The sequence below is a fragment of the Streptomyces sp. NPDC006012 genome (assembly GCF_042871185.1).
Lineage (GTDB): Bacteria > Actinomycetota > Actinomycetes > Streptomycetales > Streptomycetaceae > Streptomyces.
Map to the genome: position 1 here is coordinate 98,707 of NZ_JBIAIE010000009.1, position 18,103 is coordinate 116,809.

At 71.7% G+C, this 18,103-nt stretch carries 17 protein-coding genes; 12 read left to right on the forward strand and 5 right to left on the reverse strand.

Features of this window, described 5'->3' with window-relative positions:
• Window positions 1–266: 266 nt before the first annotated feature.
• Window positions 267–3,806 carry a DNA polymerase III subunit alpha gene (gene dnaE, locus ACFYPJ_RS18535; RefSeq protein WP_389017840.1) on the forward strand — a complete coding sequence of 1,180 codons (3,540 nt, stop codon included), beginning with the start codon at window positions 267–269 and terminating at the stop codon, window positions 3,804–3,806.
• Between the two features lie 150 nt (window positions 3,807–3,956).
• Here the strand turns inward: dnaE and ACFYPJ_RS18540 are convergent, their stop codons facing one another.
• Window positions 3,957–4,136 (reverse strand): hypothetical protein, encoded by a 180-nt coding sequence (locus ACFYPJ_RS18540; protein WP_389017843.1) that lies wholly within the window; start codon window positions 4,134–4,136, stop codon window positions 3,957–3,959.
• A 225-nt stretch (window positions 4,137–4,361) separates the two neighbouring features.
• Between ACFYPJ_RS18540 and ACFYPJ_RS18545 the strand changes: the two genes are divergently transcribed.
• From ACFYPJ_RS18545 to ACFYPJ_RS18560, 4 genes are all read left to right on the forward strand, one after another.
• Window positions 4,362–5,630 (forward strand): NYN domain-containing protein, encoded by a 1,269-nt coding sequence (locus ACFYPJ_RS18545; RefSeq protein ID WP_389017846.1) that lies wholly within the window; start codon window positions 4,362–4,364, stop codon window positions 5,628–5,630.
• Window positions 5,631–5,686: 56 nt separating this feature from the next.
• A complete protein-coding gene (locus ACFYPJ_RS18550) occupies window positions 5,687–6,661 on the forward strand; it encodes an ABC transporter ATP-binding protein (RefSeq protein WP_389018175.1) in 975 nt (324 codons plus the stop codon).
• Window positions 6,662–6,848: 187 nt separating this feature from the next.
• Window positions 6,849–7,670 (forward strand): ABC transporter permease, encoded by an 822-nt coding sequence (locus tag ACFYPJ_RS18555; RefSeq protein WP_389017849.1) that lies wholly within the window; start codon window positions 6,849–6,851, stop codon window positions 7,668–7,670.
• Window positions 7,671–7,704: 34 nt separating this feature from the next.
• A complete protein-coding gene (locus ACFYPJ_RS18560; protein WP_389017852.1) occupies window positions 7,705–8,400 on the forward strand; it encodes an AAA family ATPase in 696 nt (231 codons plus the stop codon).
• A gap of 163 nt (window positions 8,401–8,563) precedes the next feature.
• On the opposite strand, the gene ybaK is transcribed toward ACFYPJ_RS18560, so the two are convergent.
• The 4 genes from ybaK to ACFYPJ_RS18580 all read right to left on the reverse strand — a co-directional run bounded on the left by ybaK (window position 8,564) and on the right by ACFYPJ_RS18580 (window position 12,908).
• Window positions 8,564–9,106: a Cys-tRNA(Pro) deacylase gene (gene ybaK, locus ACFYPJ_RS18565; protein WP_389017855.1), complete on the reverse strand. Its 543-nt coding sequence runs from the start codon at window positions 9,104–9,106 to the stop codon at window positions 8,564–8,566.
• A gap of 13 nt (window positions 9,107–9,119) precedes the next feature.
• Window positions 9,120–9,860 carry an LON peptidase substrate-binding domain-containing protein gene (locus ACFYPJ_RS18570; protein WP_389017858.1) on the reverse strand — a complete coding sequence of 247 codons (741 nt, stop codon included), beginning with the start codon at window positions 9,858–9,860 and terminating at the stop codon, window positions 9,120–9,122.
• Between the two features lie 11 nt (window positions 9,861–9,871).
• The gene (locus ACFYPJ_RS18575) at window positions 9,872–10,906 is read right to left on the reverse strand and encodes a hypothetical protein (protein WP_389017861.1); all 1,035 of its coding nucleotides are present in this window, start codon (window positions 10,904–10,906) and stop codon (window positions 9,872–9,874) included.
• 424 nt (window positions 10,907–11,330) lie between these two features.
• Window positions 11,331–12,908 (reverse strand): oxidoreductase, encoded by a 1,578-nt coding sequence (locus ACFYPJ_RS18580; protein ID WP_389017864.1) that lies wholly within the window; start codon window positions 12,906–12,908, stop codon window positions 11,331–11,333.
• A gap of 218 nt (window positions 12,909–13,126) precedes the next feature.
• On the opposite strand from ACFYPJ_RS18580, the gene hisD reads away from it, so the two are divergent.
• From hisD to ACFYPJ_RS18615, 7 genes are read left to right on the forward strand one after another with little or no spacing between them, the layout of a single operon-like run.
• A complete protein-coding gene (hisD, locus tag ACFYPJ_RS18585; RefSeq protein WP_389017867.1) occupies window positions 13,127–14,452 on the forward strand; it encodes a histidinol dehydrogenase in 1,326 nt (441 codons plus the stop codon).
• Complete coding sequence (locus tag ACFYPJ_RS18590; protein ID WP_389017870.1) at window positions 14,449–15,558, forward strand: histidinol-phosphate transaminase; 1,110 nt, start codon at window positions 14,449–14,451, stop codon at window positions 15,556–15,558. Before hisD ends, ACFYPJ_RS18590 begins: the two co-directional genes overlap by 4 nt.
• Complete coding sequence (gene hisB, locus ACFYPJ_RS18595) at window positions 15,555–16,157, forward strand: imidazoleglycerol-phosphate dehydratase HisB (protein WP_389017872.1); 603 nt, start codon at window positions 15,555–15,557, stop codon at window positions 16,155–16,157. The genes ACFYPJ_RS18590 and hisB overlap by 4 nt, the downstream gene beginning before the upstream one ends.
• A gap of 3 nt (window positions 16,158–16,160) precedes the next feature.
• The gene (locus ACFYPJ_RS18600; RefSeq protein ID WP_389017875.1) at window positions 16,161–16,325 is read left to right on the forward strand and encodes a hypothetical protein; all 165 of its coding nucleotides are present in this window, start codon (window positions 16,161–16,163) and stop codon (window positions 16,323–16,325) included.
• On the forward strand, window positions 16,316–16,963 hold the full coding sequence (hisH, locus tag ACFYPJ_RS18605; protein WP_389017877.1) for an imidazole glycerol phosphate synthase subunit HisH: 648 nt from the start codon (window positions 16,316–16,318) through the stop codon (window positions 16,961–16,963). The genes ACFYPJ_RS18600 and hisH overlap by 10 nt, the downstream gene beginning before the upstream one ends.
• A complete protein-coding gene (gene priA, locus ACFYPJ_RS18610; RefSeq protein WP_389017881.1) occupies window positions 16,960–17,685 on the forward strand; it encodes a bifunctional 1-(5-phosphoribosyl)-5-((5-phosphoribosylamino)methylideneamino)imidazole-4-carboxamide isomerase/phosphoribosylanthranilate isomerase PriA in 726 nt (241 codons plus the stop codon). The genes hisH and priA overlap by 4 nt, the downstream gene beginning before the upstream one ends.
• On the forward strand, window positions 17,682–18,074 hold the full coding sequence (locus tag ACFYPJ_RS18615; protein WP_389017883.1) for a RidA family protein: 393 nt from the start codon (window positions 17,682–17,684) through the stop codon (window positions 18,072–18,074). Before priA ends, ACFYPJ_RS18615 begins: the two co-directional genes overlap by 4 nt.
• Window positions 18,075–18,103: the final 29 nt, after the last annotated feature.

Sequence of the window (18,103 nt, forward strand, 5' to 3'; positions counted from 1 at the left end):
TGGTGCGGATGGTGCGTGACATTGGGGGCGGATCCTCCCCTGCCGGCCAACGTGCGGCGGGGTGGCAGAGTGCCCGTGCTCACTGCACGAAGGTACGCGGGGCAGCCCGCCGGGTGTCAGTGCCCCGGCATAGAATTCGACCCTGTCCCCCCCGGACCGTCCGCTGCCGGTCGGAAGATCGTCGACACCCTGCCCACCCGTCACCCGACCACCACCCCGCAACGAGGCGCTTCGCCCCGCACCCCTCGATCTCGGAGGCTCGAACCGTGTCAAAGCCGCCCTTCACGCACCTGCACGTCCACACCCAGTACTCGATGCTGGACGGTGCCGCGCGGCTCAAGGACATGTTCAACGCCTGCAACGAGATGGGCATGACGCACATCGCCATGTCCGACCACGGCAACCTGCACGGGGCGTACGACTTCTTCCACTCCGCGAAGAAGGCCGGGGTGACCCCGATCATCGGGATCGAGGCGTACGTCGCCCCGGAGTCCCGGCGCAACAAGCGCAAGGTCCAGTGGGGCCAGCCGCACCAGAAGAAGGACGACGTCTCCGCGAGCGGTTCGTACACCCACCTGACGATGTGGTCGACGAACAGGACGGGTCTGCACAACCTCTTCCGGCTCTCCTCGGACGCGTACGCCGAGGGCTGGCTGACGAAGTGGCCCCGGATGGACAAGGAGTCCATCGCCCAGTGGTCCGACGGCATCGTCGCCTCCACCGGCTGCCCGTCCGGCGAGGTGCAGACCCGGCTGCGGCTGGGCCAGTTCGACGAGGCGCTGAAGGCCGCCGCGGACTACCAGGACATCTTCGGCAAGGACCGCTTCTTCCTGGAGTTGATGGAGCACGACCTCGACCTTGAGCACCGGGTCCGCGACGACCTGCTGGAGGTCGGCCGGAAGCTGGGCATCCCCCCGCTGGTCACCAACGACTCGCACTACACGTACGCGCACGAGGCGACCGCGCACGACGCCCTGCTGTGCATCCAGACCGGCAAGAACCTCTCCGACCCGAACCGCTTCAAGCTGGACGGCGGCGGCTACTACCTGAAGTCGACCGAGGAGATGTACGGCCTGGTGTCCTCGGACATCTGGCGTCAGGGCTGCGACAACACCCGGCTGGTGGCCGAGATGGTCGACACCACGGGCATGTTCGAGAAGCGCGACCTGATGCCCAAGTTCGACATCCCCGACGGCTACAGCGAGGTCACCTGGTTCAAGGAGGAAGTGCGGCGCGGCATGCACCGCCGCTTCCCGGGCGGCATCCCCGACGACCGCCAGAAGCAGGCCGACTACGAGATGGACGTCATCATCTCGATGGGCTTCCCCGGATACTTCCTGGTGGTCGCCGACTTCATCATGTGGGCCAAGAACAACGGCATCGCGGTCGGCCCCGGCCGCGGCTCGGCGGCCGGCTCCATCGTGGCCTACGCCATGGGCATCACCGACCTCGACCCGATCCCGCACGGTCTGATCTTCGAACGGTTCCTCAACCCCGAGCGCATCTCGATGCCCGACGTCGACATCGACTTCGACGAGCGTCGGCGCGTCGAGGTGATCAGGTACGTGACGGAGAAATACGGCGCCGACAAGGTCGCCATGATCGGCACCTACGGCACCATCAAGGCCAAGAACGCGATCAAGGACTCCGCGCGCGTGCTCGGCTATCCGTACGCGATGGGCGACCGCATCACCAAGGCCATGCCCGCCGACGTCCTCGGCAAGGGCATCCCGCTGTCCGGCATCACCGACTCCGCCCACCCCCGCTACTCGGAGGCGGGCGAGGTCCGCGGGATGTACGAGAACGAACCGGACGTGAAGAAGGTCATCGACACCGCGCGCGGTGTGGAGGGCCTGGTCCGGCAGATGGGCGTGCACGCCGCCGGCGTGATCATGTCCAGCGAGACCATCACCGAGCACGTCCCGGTGTGGGTGCGGCACTCGGACAACGTGACCATCACGCAGTGGGACTATCCGAGCTGCGAGTCGCTCGGCCTGCTGAAGATGGACTTCCTCGGCCTGCGCAACCTCACGATCATGGACGACGCCGTCAAGATGGTGAAGTCCAACAAGGGCGTCGACATCGACCTCCTCGGTCTCCCGCTCGACGACCCGACCACCTTCGACCTGCTCCAGCGCGGCGACACCCTCGGCGTCTTCCAGTTCGACGGCGGCCCGATGCGCTCCCTGCTGCGGCTGATGAAGCCGGACAACTTCGAGGACATCTCCGCCGTGTCGGCCCTGTACCGGCCGGGCCCGATGGGCATGAACTCGCACACCAACTACGCGCTGCGCAAGAACGGCCAGCAGGAGATCACGCCGATCCACCCGGAGCTGGAGGCGCCGCTCAAGGAGGTCCTGGACGTCACCTACGGCCTGATCGTCTACCAGGAGCAGGTGCAGAAGGCCGCCCAGATCATCGCGGGCTACTCGCTCGGCGAGGCCGACATCCTCCGCCGCGTCATGGGCAAGAAGAAGCCCGAGGAACTGGCGAAGAACTTCACCATCTTCCAGTCCGGCGCCCGCAAGAACAACTACAGCGACGAGGCCGTCCAGGCCCTGTGGGACGTGCTGGTCCCGTTCGCCGGCTACGCCTTCAACAAGGCGCACTCGGCCGCGTACGGACTGGTCTCCTACTGGACCGCGTACCTCAAGGCGAACTACCCCGCCGAGTACATGGCCGCGCTGCTGACGTCCGTCAAGGACGACAAGGACAAGTCCGCGGTCTACCTCAACGAGTGCCGCCGCATGGGCATCAAGGTGCTCCCGCCGAACGTGAACGAGTCCGTGCACAATTTCGCCGCCCAGGGCGACGACGTGATCCTCTTCGGCCTCGAAGCCGTGCGCAACGTCGGCGGCAACGTGGTCGAGTCGATCATCAGGAGCCGCAAGGCGAAGGGCAAGTACGCCTCCTTCCCCGACTACCTCGACAAGGTCGAGGCGGTCGCGTGCAACAAGCGCACCACGGAGTCGCTGATCAAGGCGGGCGCCTTCGACACCCTGGGGCACACCCGCAAGGGGCTGACGGCGCAGTACGAGCCGATGATCGACAACGTGGTCGCGGTCAAGCGCAAGGAGGCCGAGGGCCAGTTCGACCTCTTCGGCGGGATGGGCGAGGAGACCAGCAGCGAGCCCGGCTTCGGACTCGACGTGCAGTTCACCACCGACGAGTGGGAGAAGACCTATCTGCTCGCCCAGGAACGGGAGATGCTGGGTCTGTACGTCTCCGACCACCCCCTCTTCGGCCTGGAGCACGTGCTGTCCGACAAGGCCGACGCGGGCATCGCCCAGCTCACCGGTGGCGAGCACGCGGACGGCGCCGTCGTCACCATCGGCGGCATCATCTCGGGCCTGCAACGCAAGATGACCAAGCAGGGCAACGCCTGGGCCATCGCCACCGTGGAGGATCTGGCGGGCTCCATCGAGTGCATGTTCTTCCCGGCGACGTACCAGCTCATCTCGACCCAACTCGTCGAGGACGCCGTCGTGTTCGTCAAGGGCCGCCTCGACAAGCGCGAGGACGTGCCGCGGCTCGTCGCGATGGAGCTGATGGTCCCGGACCTGTCCAACGCGGGCGCCAACGCGCCCGTGATCCTCACCATCCCCGCCCTGAAGGTGACCCCGCCGATGGTCAGCCGCCTCGGCGAGATCCTCAGCCACCACCGGGGCGACAGCGAGGTCCGGATCAAGCTCCAGGGCCCGCGCAAGACGACGGTGCTGCGCCTGGACCGGCACCGGGTGAAGCCCGACCCGGCGCTGTTCGGCGACCTGAAGGTGCTGCTCGGCCCGTCCTGCCTGGCCGGCTGAGTCTCCTGCCCCCGGCGGCCGGCCGGGCTGAGCCTCCTGGCGCCGGCCGAAGTCCCGAGCGCGACGAGGGGCGCACCGAGCAGGGTGCGCCCCTCTTCTGCCTGGGCCTCAACGGCCGCGTCGGACCGGGCGAGTCCGAGCCGGCGAGCCTCAGTTGTGGCCGAAGCTCTTTTTCTGCTTACGGGCAACATCCGCGGGGCCGCCCTGGCCGTGCGCCATCGAGGACTCGTGGGACTCCGCAGGCGTCCGCTGTGCCTGCTGCTGGGTCTGCTCGGACTGCGGGGCGCGGTGCTGCGGACCGGCCTGCTTGCGGTTCTTGTTCTTGGCCATGGTGATCTGCCTCCTGCGGGGGATCTAGGGGCCAGGGCCGCCATCAGATTCACATAGCCCGACCGCAGGCGCATTTCGGATAATTACCCTGTGTGACAGGCCGGGTAAGGGTGAAATGGGCGGATACGCCACGCCGAAGATCGAGTTCGGGCCGTTAACCTCCGCGCGGTCGGGCAGACTCGAAGCACAGCCTGAAGCAAACCTCCCGGGAAGAGGGTGAGTCGCGTGGACCGCTGCATCGTCCTGGTGGACGCCGGGTATCTGCTGGGGGCCGCCGCCAGCCTCCTCGCCGGCGAGCCCTCCCGCTCCCGCATCACCGTCGACCACACGGCGCTCATCCAGGCGCTGCGTGAACGCGCCGAGGCCGAGACGGAACGGCCGTTGCTGCGCATCTACTGGTTCGACGGCGCCCCCGACCGGGTCCCGCAGCCGGAACACCGCCGGCTGCGCGTGATGCCCCGGGTCACCGTCCGGCTGGGCGCCCTCACCCGCAGTGACGGACGGTGGGCACAGAAGGGCGTGGACGCCGCCATGCATGCCGAGCTGACCGAACTGGCCCGCAACCGCGCCTGCTCCGACGTCGTCCTGGTCACCGGCGACGGCGATCTGCTGCCGGGCATGATGGCCGCCAAGGAGCACGGCGTCGCCGTCCACCTGTGGGCCGTCCAGGCCGCCGACGGCGACTACAACCAGTCCGAGGACCTGGTCGCCGAGGCCGACGAGCGGCGCGTCCTGGACCGTACGTGGATCACCAAGGCCGTACGCGCCAAGGAACTCACCGGCATCTGCGCGCCGCCGCCCGCGCCCCGGCCCGAGATCGCCGCGATCCTCTCCGCGCCGCTGCCCGAGTCCGCGCCGGCCACCCCCGAGCCGGCCGCCGCTGAGGACGGCGAGGGCGCCCCGGCACCCGAAGCGACGCAGCACGGCAGGCAGGACCGGGTGCCCGCGCCCAAGGGCGTACCCACCCCCAAGGACCTGGCCGCGCTGCGCGCACCCGGCACCCAGGCCGTCCAGCCGCCCACGACCGCGACCCTGCGCTGGTCCTCCGACAAGGGCTGGGTGGACCGGCCGGGCGCCCCGGCGGAGTCCGCCGAGGCCGTCTCCATGCCGACGCTGGCCCAGCTGACCACGGCCGAGCAGCGGTGGGCCGACCGGGAGGAGGACATCACCACGGTCGGCGGCGACCCGTACGAGGTGGGACAGGTCTTCGCCCGGCGCTGGATGTCCCGGCTCGGCGACCAGAACCAGTTGCAGAAGCTGTCCGCCATGTACCCGCGGGTCCCGCACCGCATCGACGGCGAGCTGCTCAGATACGCGGCCCGCTTCGGACTCCTGGCCCACAAGGACGACCAGATCGACGAGAACGACCGTTACGCCATCCGGGCGGGGTTCTGGCGCGAGGTCGACGTGCGGACCGCCGCCGAGAACCCTCCCGCAGGGGAACGGACCGAATCGGCGGCCCCCAACGGCGATCGGGGGCCGCGCACCCCTTAGGCTCGTCCCTTGTGATGACGCGCACGACCCAGGCACTTCCACGGCGGGACGACGTCGTGTGCGCGGTGCGCGGACTGACGAAGACCTATCCGGCGGTGCGCGGGCGGCGCGGTGCGCCGGGCGCCCCCGAGGTACGGGCCACCGACGGGGTGGAACTGGACGTCCGGCGCGGCGAGATCTTCGGGCTGCTCGGGCCGAACGGGGCCGGCAAGTCCACCCTGGTACGGCAGCTCACCGGGCTGCTCAGGCCGGACGGCGGCAGCGTGGAGATCCTCGGCCACGACATCGTGCGCCACCCCGAGCGGGCCGCGCGCATTCTCGCCTACCTCGGCCAGGAGTCCACCGCCCTCGACGAGCTGACCGTGTCCCTCGCCGCCGAGACCACCGGGCGGCTGCGCGGCCTCGACGTACGGCAGGCCCGTGCCGAGCGGGACGCCGTCCTCGACGAACTGGGGCTCGCGCCGATCGCCGGGCGGGCCCTGAAGAAACTGTCCGGCGGGCAGCGGCGGCTCGCCTGCCTGGCCGCCGCGCTGGTGGGCGAGCGCCCGCTGCTCGTCCTCGACGAGCCGACCACCGGCATGGACCCGGTGGCCCGGCGCGCGGTGTGGGCGGCCGTCGACCGGCGGCGCGCGGAGCGCGGCACGACCGTGCTGCTGGTCACCCACAACGTCATCGAGGCGGAGACCGTCCTCGACCGGGTCGCCGTCCTCGACCGGGGCCGGGTCATCGCCTGCGACACCCCCGCCGGGCTCAAGGAGCGGGTGGCCGGTGCGGTGCGGGTCGACCTCGTCTGGCGGGAGCGGGCGCCGCTGGAGGTGCCCGAGGTGGCCGTGCTGCGCGAGCAGGCCGTGGAGTCCGGCCGGCGCTGGACGCTGCGGCTCGCGCCCGAGGAGGCCCGGGCAGTCGTCGCCACGCTGACCGGCGGGGCCGCGTTCGCCGCCCTGGACGACTTCACGCTCGCCACGCCCAGCCTGGAGGACGTGTACCTGGAACTGGGCGGCGCGGCGCGGCAGGGGCTGGTGAAGGCATGACAGGGGCCGCACAGCGGAAAAAGCGCGCCGTGACCGCGGTGAGTGCTGGGCCCGTCGCGTCCGTCGCGTCCGTCGCGTACGCCGAGTGCGCCGCGCACGTCGAGTCCGTCGCGTCCGTACGGTCTCGCAGAGGCGGACCGGCCGTCGTGGAACCGGCTGCCGCCGGAGGGAAGAGGAGCAGCGCGACGTGAGCGTCGTACCCGTGAAGGCGCCGGTGGGCAGCGCCCCGGCCCTGGACGAACCGGCGGGGGCGGCGGCCCGGCTCGGGCCGCGCGCACGGCTGCGGCCGTCGCTGGCGGCCGTCTACCGGGCACAGCTGTCCCGGGCCCGGGTGGCACGGATCCCGCTGCTGTGCGTCGCGACCTTCCAGTCGGTCGGCATCATGATCATGATGCGTGGGGTGGTGGACACGCAGAGCGAGGCCCAGTCCGTGGTGGCCGGGTCGTCGATCGTGGTGGTCGCCTACGTCGCGCTGAATCTGCTCGCCCAGTACTTCGGCCAGCTGCGGGCCAGCGGCGGCCTCGACCACTACGCCACGCTGCCGGTGCCGCCCGCGTCGGTGGTGCTGGGCGCGGCGGCCGCGTACGCCTCCTTCACCGTGCCGGGGACCCTGGTCACGGCCGTGTTCGGGTGCGTGCTGTTCGGGCTGCCGCTGACCAACCTGTGGATCCTGCTCGCGGTGATCCCGCTCGCGGGTGCCGCGCTCGCCGGTCTCGGCGCGGCCTGCGGACTGCTCGCATCCCGTCCCGAACTGGCCACCCTGCTCGGGCAGTTGGGCATGTCGGCGGCGCTGCTGCTGGGCGTGCTGCCACCCGACCGGATGCCGGAGATCGTCCGGCTGGCCCGTGATCTGCTGCCGTCCACCTACGGCGTCGAGGCGTATGCGCGGACCTTCGGGGACCGGCCCGACTGGGCCCTGGTCCTCACTGACCTGGGGGTGTGCGCGGGGGTCGGGGTGATCTCGCTGGCCGTGGCCACCTGGGCGTACCGCCGGGCCGCGGTCCGATGACGCGCCGTACGACCCGGCCTGGCACGATGTCAGGGTGACCGCACCGCTGACACCGCCTCCGCCACCACACGACCAGTCCCCGCCGCAGACCTGGCAGGCGCCGCCCGCCACAGCGGCCGGGGGCGCCCACGAACAGGACGGGCCCGGTATGAAGACCGAAGTCCGGCAGGCCGCCCTGGTGACCGTGGTGATGGTGCTCGGCGGTGTGCTGCTCGGCCTGCTGTGGTGGTGGCTGGCCCCGCATGTGCCGCTGGTCGGGGACGTGGTGGACAAGAAGTGGGTCGTCTACCTCAAGGACAGCGAGGGGGAGCAGGCGATCGGCGTGGACGGCACGTTCACGTTGCTGGCCGCGGCCTTCGGCGTGGTCAGCGCGGTCGTCCTCTTCGCGGTGCGGCGGCGCGGCGGGGTGCCGCTGGTGGTCGGGCTGGCCGTCGGCGCGCTGGTCGGGTCGCTGCTGGCGTGGCGGCTCGGGGTGTGGCTCGGGCCCACGGAGGACGTAGTCACCCATGCCCAGGAGGTCGGCAAGGGCGTGACCTTCTCGGCTCCGCTGAAGCTGGGCGCCAAGGGCGCGGTGCTGGTGTGGCCCATCGCGGCGCTGGTGGTCCATCTCGGCCTGTCGGCACTGTTCGGGCCACGGGACCCCGATCCGTATCCGCAGGGACCCTACCCGCCGGGGCCGCACGAGCAGGGACCGCACCAGCCGGGCGGGTACGAGGCACCCCGGGACTAGGGTCCCGGGGTGCCTGCGCGCCGTTCCTACGCCGTTCCTGAGCCGTGCCTACGCCGGGCGGTGTCCGTGGTTGGCGTGGCCCCGCTTGGTGCGCCACTTGCGTTTGCGGGTTCTCTTCGACATGTCTTCCAGCATTGCCCCGGAAGCGGTGTCCGTCGAGTTGTCACGCACGTCCGATGGGCGCACGGACGGCGTCGGTGAGTGCGGCCAGGTCGTCGGGCGACAGTTCGACCTCCAGGCCGCGGCGGCCCGCGGAGACGCAGATCGTCGCGTGGGCCGACGCCGAGTCGTCGAGGACCGTACGGAGCCTCTTGCGCTGGCCCAGCGGGGAGATGCCGCCGCGTACGTAGCCGGTGGTGCGCTCGGCCAGGGCAGGGTCGGCCATCGCCGCGCGCTTGCCGCCCACCGCCGACGCCAGGGCCTTGAGGTCGAGGGAGCCGGCCACCGGGACCACCGCCACGGTCAGCGCGCCGTCCACGTCCGCCACCAGCGTCTTGAAGACGCGGTCGGGGGAGACACCCAACGCCTCGGCGGCCTCCTCGCCGTAGGAGGGATGGGCCGGGTCGTGCTCGTAGGAGTGCACGGTGTGGGAGACGCCCGCGGCGGTCAGCGCGACCGTGGCCGGTGTGCCGCCCGAGCGGCGCCCGCCACCGGCCCTGTCCGCCCGCGCGTCGCTGCCGAGCTGCTTCTTCTGCTTCTTCGCCATCGGAATCCCGGTGTCAGTTCATGCTGGTCGGGCCGCGGGTCAGCTCCGCCGCCGGCAACGACGGCAGATGACGGATGATGGCCGTCTCCGAGCGCAGGAGCCTCAGCTCGTCCCGCAGCCGTGAGGCCGTGTCCGGGGCCTGGAGCAGACGCTGCTTCGTCGGGATGTCCAGCATCATCGCCGCCGCCACGAGGTAGGAGACCACCGACGGCTCGTCGGGGAGGTCGGTGCCCGGCGACAGAGTCCGTTCCCGGGCACCCGCCAGCCGCTTCTGGTACTGCCGGAACGCCCGCAGCACCCCCTCCGAGAGCGCGCCCGACCCGTCGCCCGGCTCCTCCGGCAGCAACTCCAGCTCGGCGGTCAGGAAGGGACCCGTGGCGTCCACCGACAGCAGCCGCACCCGCCGGGTTCCGGTCGCCAGCACCTCGAAGGCGCCGCCCGAGCGCTCTCTGATCGTCGCGGCGTCCGCCACGCAGCCCACGCCGTGGAAGGCCCGGGCCGGGTCGGCACCGAACCCGGCCGTCGGGCCGAGTTCCGGCACGGCCGTGGGGTCCGGCATGCCCGGTGCGGTCGACGCCACCTCGTGGCCGTCGCGGATCGCCACGACGGCGAACCGGCGCGGCTCGCCCTCGGGCGTCTTCAACAGCTCGCGCATCATGGCGCGATAGCGCTCCTCGAAGACGTTCAGGGGGAGCACCAGCCCCGGGAACAGCACCGAGTTCAGTGGGAAAAGCGGCAGACGGACGGTGGTCACGGCGTCACAGCCTAATGGGCACCGGCGCCGGTGTGTCCGCCGTCCTCCCCCCGCGGCCTTCGGGGAGAGGGGATCAGCCCGTCGGGGGTGGGCCGCTCTGCCCCCGCCGGCAGTTCCTCGCGCAGCCGCAGAAAGAGCCCCAGCGGGTCGTCCGACGCGTGGTCCCAGGGGATGGACGTGGCGTACGGGCCGATCAGGTGCAGTTGGTCCAGGGCGTCCTGCCGGCGGTCCAGGCACACCAGGAGGTACGCCAGAAGGTTGCGCGTCTCGGCCGGCCACGGGTCGGCCGCCGGGAACCGGGCGGAGAGCGCGATGGCCCGGTCGGCGGCGGCGTCCAGCCGGTCCCGGGGCACCTCGGCGCCCCGGTTGAGGCAGCTGAGGGCCGCGTGTGCCGGGAGGGCCTGGACGAGTGCCCCGGGCGGCGCGTCCTGGGCGGCGGACTCGGCGAAGTCGAAGCACTCGCCGTGGGAGCCGTGCCAGGTCTCGGCGAGGTAGCCGAGGGCGGCCACATGGCACCCGTAGTGGTGCGGGGAGCGGCGCACCGCCTCCGTCCACAGGCGCTCGAACTCGGTGTGGCCGGCCCGGGTGCCGCACGCGTGGTCCAGCGCGATCCGCCAGGGCACCGGGTCGTGCGGTTCGGCCTGGGTGGCGGCGGCGACCAGCGGGCCGACCTCGGCCAGCAGCTCGGCCCGCGCGGGGGAGCCCCAGCACCGGTCCACGGCGAGCTGGGCGAGCAGCAGCAGGGCGTCCGGGTCGTCGGGGGTGCTCGCGTGCCACTCCTCGGCCCACTCGGGGCGGGAACGGGCGAAGGCGGCCAGCCGCCGCGCGTACCGGTCGCGGTCCTCCCAGCCCGCGTCCTCGCGGGTGGCAGCCAGCAACTGCGCGGCGGGCCCGTACTCGCCCCGGCCGGCCGCGAGCAGGGCAGGCGCCAGCCGCTCGTCGGGTGCGTCGAGCAGTACCTCGTCGCCGGTCGGCGGTCCGTCGCCGTGGCGCGGGGCGAATCGTGTTCTCCGTGCGGAACGGAGGAGCGCACGCAGCAGAGACATGGTGTCGACCATTGAAAGTCCGCAGGTCGGGGCGGCGCCAGGGGGTTCACGCAACCTACGGAAAGTTGTACGTGCGATGGTCAAGTGAGGGTAAAAGGTGACGGTTGTACCACTGTCGGGTTCCTGTGCGGGTTTCCTGTGCCCTGCGCCATCCCTCCGCCTGCACGACACCGCCCGGCACAACGCCCCGGAAGGGGCGCGGGGAAACTGCGCGACCAGCCCCGACGCACCCGCAGCCGTCCCCCCGACGCCGATCGCCCCACCCCGGGCGCCCACGCACGACACACCCACAACACGCCCGCAGCCGTCCCCCGACGCCGATCGCCCCGACGCACCCGCAGCCGCCCCCGACGTCAATCACGCCCACCCCGGGCGCCCGACGCCGCCAAACCCCCGCCAGAAACCGCCCCGCCGCGCGGAGCGCCTAGCCGCGCCGCAACAGCCGCGTAGCCCCCGCGGCCACCGTGGTCGCCAGGATCCAGCCCAGCAGGATCATCGCCGCGGCCAGCCACTGCCAGCCGCCGCGCAGCTGCCACTCGCCCGCCTGCCCCAGGTCGATGACCGGCAGCAGCAGGTCCAGGGCGAACAGGGCCGGGCTCCAGCCGGGATGCCGGTCCGGGTTCATCGGCACGAGGCTGCTGTGCGCGAAGGCCAGGGAACCCGCCGCCCACAGCACCGCCATCCACACGGCCGCCCGGCCCGGCCGGTACCCGTAGGCGACCGTCAGGTCCTGGACGTACCCCCACAGCTTCCCGGCCAGCGGCAGGGTCTCGCGGCGCCGGCGCTGCTTGGCGAGCAGCACCTCGCGCGCGTCCTCGTCCTCGCCGGCGCCGCGCAGCACCGTCGCCAGCCGCTCGTACGGCTCCGGGTTGTACTCGGCGGTCGCCGCCGCGACCCAGTCGAGGCGCCGGGCCAGCGGGAACGGGCCCCGCGGGACGAGGGTCTCGTACCCGAAGCCGCCCATGTGCAGATTGCCCGGTCCGGGCCAACTGCCCGCCCGGTCCACCAGGGTGACCACCCGCGCCCCCGACAGCACCACCTTGCCGCGCTCGGGCCGCTCCCCGAGGAAACGCAGCTCGGGCGTCTGCACCCGGCGCAGCGACAGCTCCTGCTCGTCGGTGAAGGCGAACCGGGCCCGCTCCAGGTCGACCGCGTCCCCGAACCGCCCGTCGTCGAGCCGCACCCCGCCCTGGCACTCGAACCGCTGGACCCGGGTGCCGCGCGCGGGCGTGGTGCCGCTCAGCAGCGGGTTGCCCACCCCGGCCGGGGTCAGGTACAGGGTCCGCCCAACGGACAGCTGGGGCGCGTTCAGGGCGAGCCGGGTGTACGGGTTGACCAGCTTCGCGCCGCGCAGACTCAGCGACACGCCGATCGTGGCGCTGCGCAGGCTCAGCTCGCCGTGCGACTCCAGCAGCTCCGCCTGGAGGTCCTGGCCCACGCTCAGGCCGTCCGCGGCGATCGAGCGGCCCGTCCGGTCCCGGTAGACGATGGCCTGGTTGAGCAGCAGGTCGGTGCCGATGTGCGCGTCGGTCAGCCGGATCCCGTTCTGGAACCGGCAGCGCGGCAGATGCAGATCGCCCTCGCTGTGCACGCGGGCCGCCTCCAGCCGCGGCACCGAGCAGTCCACCAGCCGCAGGGTGGAGAACCGGGCCTCCGGCAGCAGGATCTCCCGCTCGAAGCGGCAGCCCCGCAGCTCCACGTACGGCGTGACCGAGCCGCCCGCCAGGTCCAGGACGCCGGTGATCCGCACACCGGCCAGCTTCAGCGACGACACCCGTCCGGCCAGCGCGGGCGGCCCGTCGAGCAGCAGCCAGGCGATGATGCGGGCCCGCACGGTGCGCTCGGGCCCCCACGGGTGCCCGCCGTGTGGATCGTCCACGATGGGGTCGCCACTGCTCAGGTCGTAGGTGCTGCCATTCCGGAAGGACTGCCACATCCCTGCCTCGGCGGCGCTCAGGTCGTCCGGCAGGTCCCCGGTGCGCAGCCCGGTTCCCTCGGTCACCGTTGTTCCCTCCTCCCCACCGTCACGCGCGGGTCCATTCCGTTTCGTATTCCGGTCATGCCCGCTGAGTGACGTCCCGAACGCTAGACGTGAAGGGGATCTTGCGGGTTCCCGGTCCGGATTCCGGTCCGGTTCCGCATCCGCCATTGCGGCAGGTTCTGTATCAGCCATTGATACGCGCGCACGGCCGGCGACCCCGGTCTGCGAGAATTGGCCCTGTGATCTCCCGAATCGATCTGCGCGGCGACACCCTTCCCGAGGGCGCCGCACTGCGTGACCTGCTGCCCCGAGCCGACTTCGACGTTCAGGCCGCCCTGGAGAAGGTGCGTCCGATCTGCGAGGCCGTGCATCATCGGGGCGACGCGGCGCTGATCGACTTCGCGGAGCGGTTCGACGGAGTGCGGCTGGAATCCGTCCGGGTGCCGGCGAAGGCCCTCTCGGACGCGCTCGCGGCCCTCGACCCGGCGGTCCGCGCGGCCCTTCAGGAGTCGATCCACCGCGCCCGGCTCGTCCACCGCGAGCAGCGCCGTACGACCCGCACGACCCAGGTCGCGCCCGGCGGTTCGGTGACCGAGAAGTGGGTGCCCGTCGAGCGGGTCGGGCTGTACGCGCCGGGCGGCCGTTCGGTCTACCCGTCCTCCGTGATCATGAACGCGGTGCCCGCGCAGGAGGCGGGCGTCGCCTCGATCGCCCTCGCCTCCCCGGCCCAGGCCGAGTTCGACGGCCTGCCGCACCCGACGATCCTGGCCGCCTGCGCGCTGCTCGGCGTCGACGAGGTGTACGCGGCGGGCGGCGCCACCGCGGTCGCCATGTTCGCCTACGGCACCGAGTCCTGCGCCCCCGCGAACATGGTCACCGGCCCCGGCAACATCTGGGTCGCCGCCGCCAAGCGCTTCTTCACCGGCCGGATCGGCATCGACACCGAGGCCGGGCCCACCGAGATCGCGATCCTCGCCGACGACACCGCCGACCCGGTGCACGTGGCCTCCGACCTGATCAGCCAGGCCGAGCACGACCCGCTGGCCGCGGCCGTCCTGGTCACCGACTCCGTCGAGCTGGCCGACGCGGTGGAGAAGGAGCTGGTGCCGCAGGTCGCGGCCAGCAAGCACGTCGACGACCGGATCGCCCCCGCCCTCGGCGGCAAGCAGTCCGCGATCGTGCTGGTCGACGGCGTCGAGGCGGGCCTGAGGGTGGTCGACGCGTACGGCGCCGAGCACCTGGAGATCCAGACCGCCGACGCCGCCGCGGTCGCCGACCGGGTCAAGAACGCCGGCGCGATCTTCATCGGCCCCTGGGCACCGGTGTCCCTGGGCGACTACGCGGCCGGATCCAACCACGTCCTGCCCACCGGGGGCTGCGCCTGCCACTCCTCCGGCCTGTCCGTACAGTCCTTCCTGCGCGGCATCCACATCGTCGACTACACGAGGGACGCGCTGGCCGAGGTCGCGCACCACGTGGTCACGCTGGCCGAGGCGGAGGACCTGCCCGCACACGGCGCGGCCGTCAAGGCGAGGTTCGGCTGGAAGGTACCGACGAGCAAGTGAACTCCGGAATCGACGATCTCCCCGTACGGGACGAGCTGCGCGGCAAGTCCCCCTACGGTGCGCCCCAGTTGGACGTGCCCGTACGGCTGAACACGAACGAGAACCCGTACCCGCTGCCCGAACCGCTCGTCGAGCGGATCACCGAGCGGGTCCGGACCGCCGCCCGCGACCTGAACCGCTACCCCGACCGGGACGCGGTCCAGCTGCGCACCGAACTCGCCGCGTACCTGACGAAGACCGGCAAGTACCCGCTCGGCATGGCGAACGTGTGGGCCGCCAACGGCTCCAACGAGGTCATCCAGCAACTGCTGCAGACCTTCGGCGGACCCGGCCGCAGCGCGATCGGCTTCGAGCCGTCGTACTCGATGCACTCGCTCATCTCGCGCGGCACCGGGACGGGATGGCTCTCCGGCCCGCGCCAGGAGGACTTCACGATCGACCTCGCCGCCGCCGAGCGGGTCATCGCCGAGCACCGCCCGGACGTCGTCTTCATCACCACCCCCAACAACCCCACGGGCAACGCGGTTCCGCCCGAGACGGTGCGCGCGCTCTACGACGCCGCGCAGGCGGCCAAGCCGTCCATGGTGATCGTGGACGAGGCGTACATCGAGTTCAGCCACGGTGACTCGCTGCTGCCGCTGCTCGAAGGACGGCCCCGCCTGGTCATCTCGCGGACCATGTCCAAGGCGTTCGGCGCGGCGGGCCTGCGGCTCGGCTACCTCGCCGCACACCCGGCGGTGGTGGACGCCGTCCAGCTCGTCCGGCTGCCGTACCACCTGTCGGCGATCACCCAGGCGACCGCGCTGGCCGCCCTGGAACACACCGACACGCTGCTGAAGTACGTCGAGCGGCTGAAGGCGGAGCGGGACCGGCTGATGCGCGAACTGCGCGCGATCGGCTACGACGTCACGGCGTCCGACGCGAACTTCGTCCAGTTCGGCCGGTTCGCCAACGCGCACGACGCCTGGCAGAAGATCCTCGACCGGGGCGTCCTGGTCCGGGACAACGGCGTACCGGGGTGGCTGCGGGTGTCCGCCGGGACCCCCGAGGAGAACGACGCGTTCCTCGACGCGGTACGCGCACTGAAGAAGGAGCAGAGTTCATGAACCGCGAAGGGCGCGTCGGACGCGTCGAGCGCACCACCAAGGAGACCTCGGTCCTGGTCGAGATCGATCTCGACGGCACCGGGCGGACCGACATCGCCACCGGCGTCGGTTTCTACGACCACATGCTCGACCAGCTCGGCCGGCACGGCCTGTTCGACCTCACCGTGAAGACCGACGGCGACCTGCACATCGACTCCCACCACACCATCGAGGACACCGCCCTCGCGCTCGGCGCCGCCTTCAAGCAGGCGCTCGGCGACAAGGTGGGCATCTACCGCTTCGGCAACTGCACGGTCCCGCTGGACGAATCCCTCGCCCAGGTCACCGTCGACCTCTCCGGCCGCCCCTACCTCGTGCACGAGGAGCCCGCGGGCATGGCGCCGATGATCGGCGAGTACGACACCACGATGACCCGGCACATCCTGGAGTCCTTCGTCGCCCAGGCACAGGTCGCGCTGCATGTGCACGTGCCCTACGGACGCAACGCCCACCACATCGTGGAGTGCCAGTTCAAGGCGCTGGCCCGGGCCCTGCGCTACGCGAGCGAGCGCGACCCGCGCGCCGTCGGCATCCTCCCGTCCACGAAGGGCGCGCTGTAGACCATGACCGGACTGTCCACCCTGCTGATCGTCGTCGGCCTCTTCCTCGTCGGCGGCATCGTCTCCTTCGTCAAGCAGAAGATGCCCGCCAGCATGATCGTGCTGGTGTCCGTCGGCGCCGCGATGTGCCTGGTCGCAGGCGTCCTGCGGCTGGAGGTATGGAATTGAGTCCAGCCCGCAAGGTCGTCGTCCTCGACTACGGCTTCGGCAACGTCCGCTCCGCCGAACGCGCCCTCGCCCGCGCGGGCGCCGAGGTCGAGATCACCCGTGACTTCGACCGGGCGATGAACGCGGACGGGCTGCTGGTGCCGGGCGTCGGCGCCTTCGCCGCCTGTATGCGGGGCCTGCGCGCGGCCCGCGGCGACTGGGTGATCGACCGCCGGCTGGCCGGCGGGCGCCCGGTGCTGGGCATCTGCGTCGGCATGCAGATCCTGTTCGCCCGCGGCATCGAGCACGGCGTGGAGAGCGAAGGTCTCGACGAGTGGCCCGGTTCGGTCGAGCCGCTCCAGGCCGAGGTGGTGCCGCACATGGGCTGGAACACCGTGACCGCGCCGCCCGGCTCGGAACTGTTCGCCGGCCTGGACGCGGACGCCCGCTTCTACTTCGTGCACTCCTACGCCGTCCACGACTGGACCCTCCCCGCCGCCGACGCGACGCTGCGCGCCCCCCGGGTGACCTGGTCGACGCACGGCAGGCCGTTCGTGGCGGCCGTGGAGAACGGCGCCCTGTGGGCGACCCAGTTCCACCCCGAGAAGTCCGGCGACGCCGGCGCCCAGCTCCTCACCAACTGGATCGGAACTCTGTGAGCAAGCTCGAACTCCTGCCCGCCGTCGACGTCCGGGACGGCCAGGCGGTACGCCTCGTGCACGGCGAGTCCGGGACCGAGACCTCGTACGGCTCCCCGCTCCAGGCCGCCCTGGCCTGGCAGCGCTCGGGCGCCGAGTGGCTGCACCTGGTCGACCTGGACGCCGCGTTCGGCACCGGCGACAACCGCGCGCTGATCGCCGAGGTCACCAGTGCGATGGACATCAAGGTGGAGCTGTCCGGCGGCATCCGGGACGACGACACCCTCGCCGCCGCGCTCGCCACCGGCTGCACCCGGGTGAACCTCGGCACGGCCGCCCTGGAGACCCCCGAGTGGGTCGCCGGGGTGATCGCCGAGCACGGCGACCGGATCGCGGTGGGCCTGGACGTCCGCGGCACCACGCTCCGCGGGCGCGGCTGGACCCGGGACGGCGGTGACCTCTACGAGACGCTGGAACGCCTCGACAAGGAGGGCTGCGCCCGCTACGTCGTCACCGACATCGCCAAGGACGGCACGCTCCAGGGCCCCAACCTGGACCTGCTGAAGAACGTCTGCGCGGCCACCGATCGCCCGGTCGTGGCCTCCGGTGGCGTGTCGTCGCTGGAGGACCTGCGGGCCATCGCCTCTCTGGTACCCCTCGGTGTCGAGGGCGCCATCGTCGGGAAGGCCCTGTACGCGAAGGCGTTCACCCTGGAAGAGGCCCTGGAGGCAGTGTCGTCATGACGTCCGAAGCCGTGCGGCGGGTGCAGAGCGGAAGTCCCTGGGAGGAGAGCTTCGGCTACGCGCGCGCCGTCGCGGCGGGCGACCGCGTGCTGGTGGCGGGCACCACGGCCTTCCGTGGCCCGGCGTTGTACGCGGAGGGCGACCCGTACGAGCAGACGAAGGCGGCCTTCGCCGGCGCGCTGGAGGCGATCGCCGAGTTCGGGCTCGGGCCCGAGTCGGTGATCAGGACCCGGATGTACCTGACCCATCAACGGGACGTCGACGAGGCGGGCCGGGCCCACAAGGAACTGTTCGACTCCGTGCGCCCGGCCTCGACCCTGCTGGTCGTGGCGGGCTTCGTCGACCCGCGCATCCTGGTCGAAGTGGAACTGGAAGCCTTCCGAGGCTAGAAGCAGTACAAGCAGCAAAAGCAGTACGA

What these genes read in the sequence shown, in the direction of transcription:
- ACFYPJ_RS18600 (WP_389017875.1), top strand. Translation starts at nt 16,161, where the DNA reads ATGACCGGACTGTCCACCCTGCTGATCGTCGTCGGCCTCTTCCTCGTC.
- ACFYPJ_RS18615 (WP_389017883.1), top strand. Translation starts at nt 17,682, where the DNA reads ATGACGTCCGAAGCCGTGCGGCGGGTGCAGAGCGGAAGTCCCTGGGAG.
- hisH (WP_389017877.1), top strand. Translation starts at nt 16,316, where the DNA reads ATGGAATTGAGTCCAGCCCGCAAGGTCGTCGTCCTCGACTACGGCTTC.
- ybaK (WP_389017855.1), bottom strand. Translation starts at nt 9,106, where the DNA reads ATGGCGAAGAAGCAGAAGAAGCAGCTCGGCAGCGACGCGCGGGCGGAC.
- ACFYPJ_RS18540 (WP_389017843.1), bottom strand. Translation starts at nt 4,136, where the DNA reads ATGGCCAAGAACAAGAACCGCAAGCAGGCCGGTCCGCAGCACCGCGCC.
- ACFYPJ_RS18575 (WP_389017861.1), bottom strand. Translation starts at nt 10,906, where the DNA reads ATGTCTCTGCTGCGTGCGCTCCTCCGTTCCGCACGGAGAACACGATTC.
- hisB (WP_389017872.1), top strand. Translation starts at nt 15,555, where the DNA reads ATGAACCGCGAAGGGCGCGTCGGACGCGTCGAGCGCACCACCAAGGAG.